Genomic DNA, 11,759 nt, shown 5'->3' with positions numbered 1-11,759 from the left:
TCTACAGTGCAAAGCTTGAGAACGAGCGGTGCAGGGCCCGGCTTTTGCCGGAAACGGCATCGCACCTGGATCCGATATCGGATCCGCACTTTAGGTCTTCCGCTTTAGGTCCCCCGCTTAAGAGCCTGTCATGACGATTGGAACCCACACTGCCTCATTCACGCTTGCTGCCGCCCCCGCCGTTTCAGCCGCTGCTTCCGGCAGCGCCGCTTTCGAGATCCGTCCCTTCGATGCGCCGCTCGGCGCGGAGATCGTCGGCCTGGACTTGTCCGAGCCGCTGTCCGCGGAAGACTTCGCGCGCATCCATCGTGCGCATCTCGACTATCACGTGGTGGTGTTCCGCGACCAGCGCATCACGCCGGAACAGCAGATCGCCTTCAGCCGCCGCTTCGGGCCGTTGCAGATCCATGTGCTGCATCAGTTCCAGCTCGCCGGTCATCCCGAGATACTGATCGTCTCGAATGTGCTCAAGGACGGCAAGCCGATCGGCCTGGGCGACGCCGGGCATTTCTGGCATTCCGATCTCTCGTACAAGGAAAAGCCCAGCCTGGGCTCGCTGCTGCATGCGCAGGAGCTTCCGGCCGAGGGCGGCGATACGCTGTTCGCCAACATGCACCTGGCCTGGGAGACGCTGTCCGGGCACCTGAAGACCGCTGTGGAAGGGCGCAATGCCGAGCACACCTACCTGGCCAGGTACGCCGAGTTGCAGCAGCGCAGCCCGTGGCGTCCCAACCTGACGCCCGGGCAGATCGCGCAGGTGGCGCCGGTGCTGCAGCCGGTGGTGCGCACGCATCCGGAGACCGGCCGCCGCGCGCTGTTCGTCAGCGAGCATTTCACCACGCGCATCGCCGGGCTGCCCGAGGATGAAAGCCGCGACCTGCTGGCGCAACTGTTCGCGCACAGCGTGAAGCCGGATCATATCTATCGCCACGCATGGCAGGAGCACGACCTGGTGTTCTGGGACAACCGCTCGCTGCTGCACCTGGCCGCCGGCTGCCCGGAATCGCTGCGCCGCGTGATGTATCGCACCACGATCGAGGGCGACCTGCCGGCCTGACCGGCACGCGCGTCCGGATCATCTTGTTCCATACCGAATCCACTGAATCCACCGGAGTTCCGCATGTCCCTGCTTCGTTCCCGTCTCTTCTCCGCCCGCTGGCCGCGTGGCGCCGTCGCGCTCGCGCTGGCTGCCTGCATGGCGATGTCCGGCGCGGCCCGTGCGGAAGGGAAGATCCGCATCGCCGAGCAGTTCGGCGTGGTCTACCTGCTGCTCAACGTGGCGCGCGACCAGCAACTGATCGAGAAGCATGGCAGGCAGCAGGGCGTCGACGTCAGGGTGGAATGGACGCAGTTGTCCGGCGGCGCGGCCGTCAACGATGCGCTGCTGTCCGGCGCGATCGATATCGCCGGCGCCGGCGTGGGGCCCTTGCTGACGATTTGGGATCGCACGCACGGCAAGCAGAATGTGAAGGGCGTGGCGTCGCTGGGCAACTTCCCGTACTACCTGGTCAGCAATAATCCCAAGGTCAAGACCATTGCCGATTTCACCGACAAGGACCGCATCGCGCTGCCCGCGGTGTCGGTCTCGGTGCAGTCGCGCGTGCTGCAGCTTGCCGCCGCCAGGCAGTGGGGCGACAAGGAATTCAACCGCCTGGACAAGTGGACCGTGGCGGTGCCGCACCCGGATGCGGCGGCGGCCATCATCGCCGGCGGCACCGAGATCAGCGGCCACTTCGGCAACCCGCCGTTCCAGGAACAGGAACTGGCCGGCAACCCCAATGCGCGCATCGTGCTGAACTCGTATGACGTGCTGGGCGGCCCCAGCTCGGCCACGGTGCTGTATGCCACCGAGAAATTCCGCAATGACAATCCCAAGACCTACCGCGCCTTTGTCGATGCGCTGGCGGAGGCGGCCAGGTTCGCCACCGCGAACCCGGAAGCGGCGGCCGACCTGTATATCCGCGTGAACAAAGCCAGGATCGACCGCGCGCTGCTGGTCAAGATCCTGAAGAACCCGCAGGTGCAGTTCAAGGTCACGCCGCAGAACACGTTCGCGCTGGCCGAGTTCATGCACCGGGTGGGCGCCATCCGCAACCAGCCGAAATCCTGGCAGGACTATTTCTTCCAGGACCCGGCCACTGCCCAGGGTAGCTGACATGGCCGCGCAGCCTTCCCCGCTACGCGTGGTTTCCGCGCGCCCCGCCGCGGCCGCGCCGCTGTTGCAGGTCGACGGCGTTTCGCTGGAGTACCGCACCCGCGAGCGCGTGGTGCGGGCCACCCACCAGGTCAGCTTTGATGTCCATGCCGCCGATCGCTTTGTGCTGCTCGGCCCTTCGGGCTGCGGCAAGTCGACCCTGCTCAAGGCGGTGGCGGGCTTCGTGCCGCCGTGCGAGGGCGAGATCCGGCTGGAGGGCGTGCCCGTCAGCGCGCCCGGTCCCGACCGCATCGTGGTGTTCCAGGAGTTCGACCAGTTGCCGCCCTGGAAGACGGTGCGGCAGAACGTGATGTTCCCGCTGGTGCGCTCACGCGGCATGTCACGGCGCGAGGCCTCGGCATGCGCGCTGCATTTTCTCGACAAGGTCGGGCTGGCGAACTTCGCCGACGCCTATCCGCACACCTTGTCCGGCGGCATGAAACAGCGCGTGGCGATTGCCCGCGCGCTGGCGATGCGGCCCAAGGTGCTGCTGATGGACGAGCCCTTTGCCGCGCTCGACGCGCTGACGCGCCGGCGCATGCAGGAGGAATTGCTGGCGCTGTGGAATGACGCCGCCTTCACGCTGCTGTTCGTCACGCATTCGATCGAGGAAGCGCTGGTGGTCGGCAGCCGCATCCTGCTGCTGTCGCCGCATCCGGGGCGCGTGCGCGCCGAACTCAACAGCCACCAGTACGACCTGGCCAGCCAGGGCGGGGCGGAGTTCCAGGCTACCGCGCAACGCATCCATCATCTGCTGTTCGACGAGCCGCCGCACGCGGCGCCGTCGCCGGCACGCACCGCGCAGGCGCGCTGAGCCCCTGCCAGGATCGACCATGAGCACAAGCACGTCATCTTTTCCGTCCACCACGGTGGTCCGCGCCGAATACGAGCGCAAGCTCGAGCCCTTCACCGCCTTGCCGGTGGCACGCGCCTTGCCCTGGCCGCAACGCCTGTGGCAGCAAGGCTGGCTGCGCAAGGCGCTGATCCTGGCGGTGCTGGCCTGCCTGTGGGAAATCATTGCGCGCGTGCAGGACAACGACCTGCTGTTGCCGGGCTTTCTCGCCACCGCGCGCGCCATTGCCGAAGGCATCGGCAATGGCGAGCTGCTGACCAAGGCGGGCATCTCCATGTCGGTGCTGCTGCAAGGCTACGCCGGCGGCATCGTGCTGGCCTTCGTGCTGACCACGCTGGCGGTCTCGACCGAACTGGGGCGCGATGTGCTGGACACGCTCACCTCCATGTTCAACCCGCTGCCGGCCATCGCGCTGCTGCCGCTGGCGCTGCTGTGGTTCGGGCTGGGCAGCAAGAGCCTGGTGTTCGTGCTGGTGCATTCGGTGCTGTGGCCGCTGGCGCTGAACACCTATGCGGGCTTTCGCGGGGTCCCCGACACCCTGCGCATGGCCGGGCGCAACTACGGGCTGCGCGGCTTGCGCTATGTGCTGCTGATCCTGGTGCCGGCCGCGCTGCCCGCCATCCTGTCCGGTCTGAAGATCGGCTGGGCCTTCGCGTGGCGCACGTTGATCGCGGCCGAGCTGGTGTTTGGCGCGTCGTCGGGCAAGGGCGGGCTGGGCTGGTATATCTTCCAGAACCGCAACGAGCTGTACACCGACCGCGTGTTCGTCGGCCTGGCCATGGTGATCCTGATCGGCCTGCTGGTGGAGAACCTGGTGTTCAAGACGCTGGAACGCGTGACCGTGCGCCGCTGGGGCATGCAGCACTGAGTTGCGCTTGGCCGGATCGATAGTGCGGCTTACGGCACACGCGTCACGCTTCAGGCAATGCCACAGGCAACGCCACAGGCAGCGCTACAGGCAACCAGGGCCGTTCAGCCTGGCTTGGGTTCCTCTTGAGGCCGCAGTGGCCGGTCGCTCAATCCCAGCCGCTCGAGCACGCGTCCGGCGGCATTCGCCACGCTGTCGCCGTGCGGGGGCATGACCAGGTGCGCCGCCTCGCGATAGAGCGGATCGCGTACCCGGTAAAGGGCTTCCAGCGTGGCGCGCGGGTTGGGGCCTTGCAGCAGCGGGCGGTTGCGGCCGCGCCGGGTGCGCTGCCACAGCTCGGCGGGTGAAGCGCTCAGGTAGATCACGTAGCCGCGCGAGCGCAGCATCTCGCGGTTTTCCGGGCGCAGCACGGCGCCGCCGCCGGTGGCCAGCACGATGCCTTTACGCTGGGTCAGTTCGTCGAGCGTGCGGGTTTCGCGCTGGCGGAAGCCTTCCTCGCCTTCCAGCTCGAAGATGGTAGGAATGCGCACACCGCAACGCGCCTCGATTTCGTGATCCGTATCGAAAAAAGGCAGCCCCAGCCGGCGCGCCACCGTCCGGCCAATGGTGGTCTTACCGGCGCCCATGAAGCCGACGAAGAAGAGGTTTTCGAAGTCCAAGTGTGGGGGGAGCCAGCCGCAGGCTCCGGATTCGGTCTTCTCTACGTTAGCACGAGATGGGCGCCGCTCAAAACGGCACGGTGTTCCGATGGTTCGGCGGGTTCGGTACAAGGGGCTTCACAGACCGAGCAGCTGCCGCGCCTGCGCGGGCGTGGCCACGGCGCGGCCGTACTCCGCGCACAGCTGCGCCACGCGGCCGACCAGTTGCGCATTGCTGGCGGCCAGCGTGTCCTTGTCCCAGCGCACGTTGTCTTCCAGGCCGGTGCGGCAGTGGCCGCCGAGCTGCAGCGTCCAGTGGTTGACTTCCAGCTGGTGGCGGCCGATGCCCGCCGCGGTCCAGGTCGCGCCGGGCAGCACCTTCTTCAGTTGCTCCACCTGGAATTCCAGGATCTCCTTGCGCGCCGGCAGCGCGTTCTTGATACCGAACACGAACTGCACATGCACGGGGGGCAGCAGCAACCCTTCCCTGACCAGGTCCGCCGTGTTGTAGAGCATCGCCAGATCGAAAATCTCGATCTCGGGCTTGATGTGGTAATCGCGCATGGCCTTGGCCAGCGCGCGCACGAAGTCGGGCGGGTTTTCGTAGACCGTGGTGGGGAAGTTGACCGAGCCGGTGGCCAGCGAGGCCATGTCGGGGCGCAGGTCGAGCATGGCGCCGCGCTGCTCCATGGCGCGTCCGCGCCCGCCGGTGGAGAACTGCACGATCATGCCGGGGCAGTGCTTGCGGATGCCGTCCTGCAATTGCGCGAAACGCGCGGGGTCCGAACTGGAGTTCCCGGCATCGTCGCGCACGTGCAGGTGGACCAGCGTCGCGCCAGCCTCGAAGCTCTCGTGCGTGCTCTCAATCTGTTCGGCAACGGAGAGGGGGATGGCGGGATTGTCTTTCTTGCGGGGGACAGAGCCGGTGATGGCCACCGAGATGATGCAGGGATCTTGCATTTGAAACTCCAGGAAACGATTGCGGTGCCCGCCTCAGGCGGGCCGGGCCTTGTGGTTGCGGCTGGCCAGGGCGTGCGCCGCCATGCGCAGCGAGGCGTTGGCCGCGCCGAAGCCGAGGTAGCCGTCGCGCTGCACCAGCTCGAAGAAAAAGCGGTCGTGGAAGGGCTCGGTGTAGGCGTGCAGGAATTCGCCGCCGGCATCCTTGTCGTAGAGCAGTTGCTGCCGGTGCAGGCGTTCCAGCAGCGCGTCGTCCAGCCCGAGCCGCGCGCCGACATCGTCGTAGTAGTTGTCGGGCACATGGAGCATGGCGGCTTCGGCGGGGACGATCCGCTCCAGCGTGGCGCTCAGGCCGGGCGTACGGAAGGCAATGTGGTGGATGCCCGAGCCGGCATAGGCGGTGACGAACCTGCCGGTGGCCGTGCGGCTGCTTTCCGAGACGTTGAGCGGAATCCGGATGTTTTGCTCCGGGCTGACCATGGCGCGGCTTTTCACCAGGCCGTACGGGTCGGCGATTTCGTGGAGGGCCTCGGCCTGCAGGCCGAACACCGTTTTGTAGAACAGTACGAAGCTGTCGAGCCGGTGCGGCGGCAGGGCCTGGGCGATATGGTCGATGGCCGTGAGGCCCGCGCCCGTGTCGTCTGCGCTGCCGGGTTCCAGCACGAAGTCGCTCTCGTAGATGCTGCGGTCCGAGTCCTTCTCGTCGATCAGGTAGAACAGCATGCCGTCCGGCGCGCGCACCGCGGGAATGCTGCGCTCGTCCGGACCGATGCGCTCGCGCCATTCCTTGCACAGCAAGGCACGCGCACGCGAGACGGCGCGCTGGGCGTCGTCCACCTTCAGCCCGAGCGCGCAGACGGAAGGCCCGTGAAGCTGGAAGTGCTCCGCGGCGGCGCTGTCCTGCTCGGCGTTGAGGATGATATTGACGCCGCCCTGGCGGTACAGGTCCACGGCTTTGGAGCGGTGGCGGCCGGCGTGGCTGAAGCCCAGCGAACGCAGCCGCGTACCCAGTTCCCGTCCGGCTACGTAATCCACCGCGAACTCCAGGAAGTCGACGCCGCCAAAATGCGGCGCGGCTGGCAGGGCGGGGCCTCCGGCTTCGGATTCGAGCCAGATCAGAGAGCGCAGCCCATCCTGCGCGGTCAGGCGCGCGGGCGCCGCGCGGAATTCGTCGTTGAAGATCTCCAGCGACAGCGGTCCGCGATAACCCGCGCCGATGGCCGCGCGCGCAAACTCGGTCACGGCGAGATCACCCTGGCCGGGAAAGTTGCGATAGTGCCGGCTCCACGACAGCACGTCCATGCTCATGCGGGGCGCATCGGCCAGTTGCACGAAGAACAGCTTCTCCGCCGGCACCGCGTCGATGCCTTCCAGCGTGTCGCCCAGCGAGAGCGTGTGGAAGCTGTCCAGGATCAGGCCCAGCGCGGGGTGGTCGGCCTGCCGCACGATGTTCCACGCCTGCCGCCACAGCCTGGTGTGGCGGGCCCAGGCCAGCGCCTCGAAGCCCACCAGGAGCCCGCGCTTCGCCGCGGCTTCGGCCATGGCGCGCAGGTCGGCGGCGGCACGCGCGGGATCGTCGATGGCGATGCCCTGCACATTGCTGCAGACCAGCACCATGCGCGCGCCCAGTTCCTCCATCACGTCGAACTTGCGTTCGGCGCGCGCCATGTTGCGGGCGCGGAATTCGTCTGGCATCGCCTCGAAATCGCGGAAGGGCTGGTACAGCGGGATGTCCAGGCCGAGGTCGGCCGCGATGCGGCGCACATCGGCAGGGGAGCCATCGAAATTCAACAGGTCGTTCTCGAAGATTTCGACGCCGTCGAAACCGGCCGCGGCGGCCGCTTCCAGTTTTTCCGGCAAGGTGCCGGACAGCGATACGGTGGCGATCGATTTCGGATGGCGCCAGGCTGCGGTTTGCATGTCAGATCCTGCGTGCTTCGTGTAGGGGAAGGTTAGGACCGATCTGACGCATCAACAAGCGAAATCCGCGCGCATACGTGCGATAATCGCGCCATTGAGAGTGACTGGCGCTCGGAACTAGGGTTATCGCTATGGATAAAGAACCGCTGAACCGGCGCGACTGGATTGCCGGACTGGAAAAGGGGCTGGCCATCCTGGAGGCCTTCGATAACGATCATCCGCGCCTGACGCCGACGCAGGCGGCCCAGCTGACGGGCCTCACGCGTACCGCGGCACGACGTTACCTGCTCACGCTTGAACACCTGGGCTATACCACCAGCGACGGCACGCTATTCAGCCTGACCCCGCGCGTGCTCAAGGTGGGCTGGTCCTATTTCGACTCGGCGCGCCTGCCGCGCGCGGTGCAGCCTTTCCTGCAGCAGATCACGGCGGCGGTCGGCGAGCCGGCATACCTGAGCGTGCTGGATGCATGGGAACTGGTGTTTATCTGCCGCACGGGTACGAGCCGGGTGATGAATACGGGCTTTGTGCTGGGGGCGCGCGTGCCGGCGCCGCTGGCTTCCGCCGGGGTGATGATGCTGGCCTCGGAGCCTGAGGATAAGGTCAAGGCGTGGCTGGAAGACGTCGTGCTGACGCCGTACACGCCGTACACGATCATGCAGCAGGACCGGCTGCTGGCCGAGATCAGGAAGGCGGGCGCGCAGGGTTACGCGCTGGTCGAGCAGCAGTTGCAGATTGGCGTGCGGGGGGTGGCCGTGCCGCTGCGGGATCGCCATGGGAAAGTGATCGCCGCGCTGAGCGTGAATATGCAGATTGGGGAGGAGAGCGCGGAGCAGGCGCTGGAGCGGGTGTTGCAGGTGCTGCAGGATACGGCGATATCGGTGATGAGGGTGCTTTGAGCAACCAGGCGCGCCGCAGGAGGGATTTAACGTTTGACGTTAGGTGCAGCGCGTTAGGGTATGGAAAAACGGCGACGCTTACGACGTGGAAATCGCTGACTATCATTGACCACCGTGGCACGCACGGATCGCTGCCCTTGCCGACCATGCGCCTCAAGACCTACGCGCGCGACGAGGACCGCTCATGGTTAAAACCGTTCCAGGCCAGCGTGGCCGGACTGGTGCGCGAGGACCCGCTCGAATGGCAGCTCGCGCATTTCTGCGACGTGATCCGCGGCACCGCAAAGCCTCTTGTCACCGTGCAGGATGGGCTGCAGAATCTGCGCGTCACCGAGGCCATCGCCGAGGCTGCGCGTACAGGCCGCATTGTCGGAACGGTGGACGCCTGAGCAGGGCATCCGCCAGGAAGGCGGCAACGATCAAACGACCGTCAAGAACACCAGGAAAGAGGAAACAACATGCAATCCGTACTCGTCATCAACGGCCCCAACCTGAACCTGCTGGGCACGCGCGAGCCGCAGATCTATGGCTCGACCACGCTGGCGGACGTCGAGGCGGCCCTGAAGCAGCAGGCCACCGGAATGGGCTTGTCGCTGGACTGCTTCCAGAGCAACCACGAAGGCGCCATCGTCGACCGCATCCACGCGGCGCGCACCGAGGGCGTCAGCTACATCCTGATCAATCCCGGCGCGTTCACGCACACCAGCGTGGCGATCCGCGATGCCTTCGCCGGCGTGGCGATTCCCTTCGTGGAGGTGCATATCTCGAATGTGCACAAGCGCGAGGCGTTCCGCCACCATTCCTACCTGTCCGATATCGCGGAGGCTGTGATGGCAGGCTTCGGCACGCAGGGCTATGGCCTCGCGCTGCAGTTCATCGGCGCGAAGCTGAAAGCCACGCCGGTTAAATGAAAGCGGCGCGGCCCGGCGGAAAACCGCCGGGCCGCGCCTCGCGCCGTCATGCGTTTCAGTGAGCGGGGGACTGGTCCTCGATCGCGCCAGGGACAGCGCGCGGCGCCATGAAGTACATCCAGGCCAGCGCGAGGAAGTACGCGCAGGGAATCATGGTGAACAGCACCGAGTAGTTGTTGTGCGTCCTGGTCAGCACGTAGCCGACGAGCTGGGTCATGAACATGCCGCCGACGGCGCCCATCATGCCGCCGAAGCCGAACACGGAGCTGATGACTTCCTTGGGCGTGTAGTCCATCACCATGCTCCAGATGTTCGCGGTCCAGGCCTGGTGCGCGCCGATGGCGATCGAGATCGCGGCCACCGCCATCCACAGGCTGCTGGCGCCGGCGGCGAACACGATCATGGTGATGCAGGCGGCGAAGAGCAGCATCGACAGCAGCCGTGCCTTCACCGGCGCCATGCCCCGGCCGATCAACAGCGACGACAGCGCGCCGCCGCCAACGCTGCCGAGATCGGCGGCGAGGTAGATGACGATCAGCGGAATGCCCATCTGCGTCACGTTGATGCCGAGGTTGTACTGCTGGTTGAGAAACGGCGGCAGCCAGTAGAGATAGAACCAGAATACGGGGGCCGTGATGGTATAGGCCAGCGCGAAGGCCCAGGTGCCGCGCATGCGCAGGATGCGCGAGTACGGCACCTTCTGCGGCGCGGGTTCCACGCCTTGCTGTACGTAGCGCAGCTCGCCCTGGCTGACGCGCGGGTGCTGCTCGGGGTCGTAGTAGTTGCGCACCCAGAACACCACCCAGATGAGGCCGAGCGCGCCGATGCAGAAGAAGGCGGCCTGCCAGCCCCAGGCCACGAGGATCAGCGGCAGCATGACCGGCGCGACCATGGCGCCGACGTTGGTGCCGGCATTGAACAGGCCCGTGGCCACGGCACGCTCGCCCGCCGGAAACCACAGCCGCGTGGTCTTGACGCAGGCGGGATAGTTGGCGGCTTCGGTCAGGCCAAGGAAGAAGCGGCAAACCATGAAGCCGACGGCCGACACTGCCAGGCCGTGCGCGCCGGCGGCGACGCTCCACAGCAGCACCGCGATCAGGAACGCGCGCTTCACGCCGACCTTGTCGATAAAGCGCCCCTGCGCCCCGAAGCCCACGGCATAGCCAACCTGGAACCAGAAGTTGATATTGGCGTAGTCCTGGGCTGTCCAGTTCATGGCCTTGGCCAGCACCGGCTGCATCACGCCCAGCGCCGCGCGGTCGATGTAGTTCAGCGTGGTGGCAAAGAACACCAGGGCCAGCATGCCCCAGCGCATGCGCCCGACGGCGAAGGCCGAGCGTATCTTGTCGCCAATCGTGCCATGCACGGCGAGTGGCGTGACAAGGTCCTTATGTGTCGTAGTCATGGGGGTGTCTCCGGGGATTTCCATTCTGTCTTGCGCCCTTGCCGTGGCATGGCGTCTGTGCTTTTTGCGGCAGCGTGCCCGCTGCGTGGCCGGCGAGCGCGCCGCTCAATAGGCGATCCTTGCCACGGCGCGTAACGCATCGGCCGTTGCCGTGCCGAAGCCGAAGAATTCCAGGTAGGCCGGAATCATTTCGAACAGCATGTCGGTGCCGACCTGGACCTTGCAGCCGCGCGCCATGGCGGCGCGCAGCAAGGGCGTGTATTCGGTCTTCATCACCACCTCGCCAACCCATGCCTGCGGATCGATGCGCGATACGTCGAAGGGCAGGGGATCCGTCTCGTTCATGCCCAGCGGCGTGGCGTTGACCACCACCTCGTAGCCGGCGGGGTCGTTGGCGCCCACGCTGACCTGCAGGCCCGGATAGTGCGACTGCAGGCGTGCCGCCAGCGCTTGCGCGGACGCTTCGCGCGCGTCGAACAGCCCCAGCCGCGCCACACCGGCGGCAGCCAGCGACGCGGCGATGGCCGAACCGACGCCGCCGCAGCCCGAGACCAGCACGCTGGCGCCCTCCAGCCGGCAGCCCTTGCGCTGGATGCCGCGCACGAATCCGGCGCCGTCGAACTGGTCGCCCAGCAGGGTGCCGTCCTCGCGCAGCAGCACGGCGTTGCAGGCGCCGGCGATGCGCGCGGTCGGGGTGAGCGCGTCCACCAGTTCCATGGTGGCGACCTTGTGCGGCATGGTGATCAGCGCGCCGCGGATATTGGTCAGCCGGAACAGCGCGCGGAATCCGCTCGCGAAGTCCTCGGCTTTCAGGCCCATGGGCACCACCACGGCATTGATGCCGCGCTGCTCGAACCACGGGTTGTAGATCATCGGCGCCTTGAAGGACTCGGTGGGGTAGCCGATATGGGCGATGAGGGTGGTCTTGCCGTTGATCATGATGTGGACCGGGTTCGATGTCGATAGCCGAAGCTTAGGGGCTCAAGTGGCTTGTTCCAAGAGAGTCAATCGGCATAATGCGCGATAGCTGGACGAAGGTGCGCGCTTATGGATCGAAATTCGGGTTTGCCCCGAGTGCCCCGCTCACCCAGGCAAAGAGGCATGGCGAGGCAAG

12 protein-coding genes are annotated in these 11,759 nt (G+C 66.4%); 7 read left to right on the top strand and 5 right to left on the bottom strand.

Annotated features, from left to right (window positions below):
- Positions 1–130 precede the first annotated feature (130 nt).
- The 4 genes from ACZY0R_RS02970 (at position 131) to ACZY0R_RS02955 (ending at position 3,915) form a co-directional block, all read left to right on the top strand.
- Positions 131–1,057 (top strand): TauD/TfdA dioxygenase family protein, encoded by a 927-nt coding sequence (locus ACZY0R_RS02970; RefSeq protein WP_488857055.1) that lies wholly within the window; start codon positions 131–133, stop codon positions 1,055–1,057.
- 63 nt (positions 1,058–1,120) lie between these two features.
- Positions 1,121–2,155, top strand: coding sequence for an ABC transporter substrate-binding protein (locus ACZY0R_RS02965; RefSeq protein ID WP_488857054.1), 1,035 nt, complete (start codon positions 1,121–1,123; stop codon positions 2,153–2,155).
- A 1-nt stretch (position 2,156) separates the two neighbouring features.
- A complete protein-coding gene (locus ACZY0R_RS02960; RefSeq protein WP_035866662.1) occupies positions 2,157–3,008 on the top strand; it encodes an ABC transporter ATP-binding protein in 852 nt (283 codons plus the stop codon).
- 19 nt (positions 3,009–3,027) lie between these two features.
- A complete protein-coding gene (locus ACZY0R_RS02955) occupies positions 3,028–3,915 on the top strand; it encodes an ABC transporter permease (RefSeq protein WP_488857053.1) in 888 nt (295 codons plus the stop codon).
- Between the two features lie 104 nt (positions 3,916–4,019).
- On the opposite strand, the gene ACZY0R_RS02950 is transcribed toward ACZY0R_RS02955, so the two are convergent.
- From ACZY0R_RS02950 to ACZY0R_RS02940, 3 genes are all read right to left on the bottom strand, one after another.
- Positions 4,020–4,541: a shikimate kinase gene (locus ACZY0R_RS02950; protein ID WP_051648559.1), complete on the bottom strand. Its 522-nt coding sequence runs from the start codon at positions 4,539–4,541 to the stop codon at positions 4,020–4,022.
- A 150-nt stretch (positions 4,542–4,691) separates the two neighbouring features.
- Positions 4,692–5,513, bottom strand: a complete 822-nt coding sequence (locus ACZY0R_RS02945) for a 3-oxoadipate:acetyl-CoA acetyltransferase (RefSeq protein WP_488857052.1) — start codon at positions 5,511–5,513, stop codon at positions 4,692–4,694.
- Positions 5,514–5,546: 33 nt separating this feature from the next.
- Entirely contained in the window at positions 5,547–7,430 is a 1,884-nt protein-coding gene (locus tag ACZY0R_RS02940; protein WP_488857051.1) for a bifunctional sugar phosphate isomerase/epimerase/4-hydroxyphenylpyruvate dioxygenase family protein, read from the bottom strand.
- Between the two features lie 131 nt (positions 7,431–7,561).
- On the opposite strand from ACZY0R_RS02940, the gene ACZY0R_RS02935 reads away from it, so the two are divergent.
- The 3 genes from ACZY0R_RS02935 to aroQ all read left to right on the top strand — a co-directional run bounded on the left by ACZY0R_RS02935 (position 7,562) and on the right by aroQ (position 9,240).
- A complete protein-coding gene (locus ACZY0R_RS02935) occupies positions 7,562–8,329 on the top strand; it encodes an IclR family transcriptional regulator domain-containing protein (protein ID WP_035866654.1) in 768 nt (255 codons plus the stop codon).
- A gap of 146 nt (positions 8,330–8,475) precedes the next feature.
- Positions 8,476–8,718, top strand: a complete 243-nt coding sequence (locus ACZY0R_RS02930) for a Gfo/Idh/MocA family oxidoreductase (protein WP_488857050.1) — start codon at positions 8,476–8,478, stop codon at positions 8,716–8,718.
- 69 nt (positions 8,719–8,787) lie between these two features.
- On the top strand, positions 8,788–9,240 hold the full coding sequence (gene aroQ / locus ACZY0R_RS02925; protein WP_488857049.1) for a type II 3-dehydroquinate dehydratase: 453 nt from the start codon (positions 8,788–8,790) through the stop codon (positions 9,238–9,240).
- A gap of 55 nt (positions 9,241–9,295) precedes the next feature.
- Here the strand turns inward: aroQ and ACZY0R_RS02920 are convergent, their stop codons facing one another.
- Both ACZY0R_RS02920 and ACZY0R_RS02915 read right to left on the bottom strand, forming a co-directional pair.
- Positions 9,296–10,645 carry an MFS transporter gene (locus ACZY0R_RS02920; RefSeq protein ID WP_488857048.1) on the bottom strand — a complete coding sequence of 450 codons (1,350 nt, stop codon included), beginning with the start codon at positions 10,643–10,645 and terminating at the stop codon, positions 9,296–9,298.
- Between the two features lie 105 nt (positions 10,646–10,750).
- Positions 10,751–11,584 (bottom strand): shikimate dehydrogenase family protein, encoded by an 834-nt coding sequence (locus tag ACZY0R_RS02915; protein WP_488857047.1) that lies wholly within the window; start codon positions 11,582–11,584, stop codon positions 10,751–10,753.
- Positions 11,585–11,759: the final 175 nt, after the last annotated feature.

The organism is Cupriavidus sp. F041, assembly GCF_057814235.1.
Note: the sequence above shows the minus strand (reverse complement) of the source record. Positions and strands in the feature narration are given on the sequence as shown.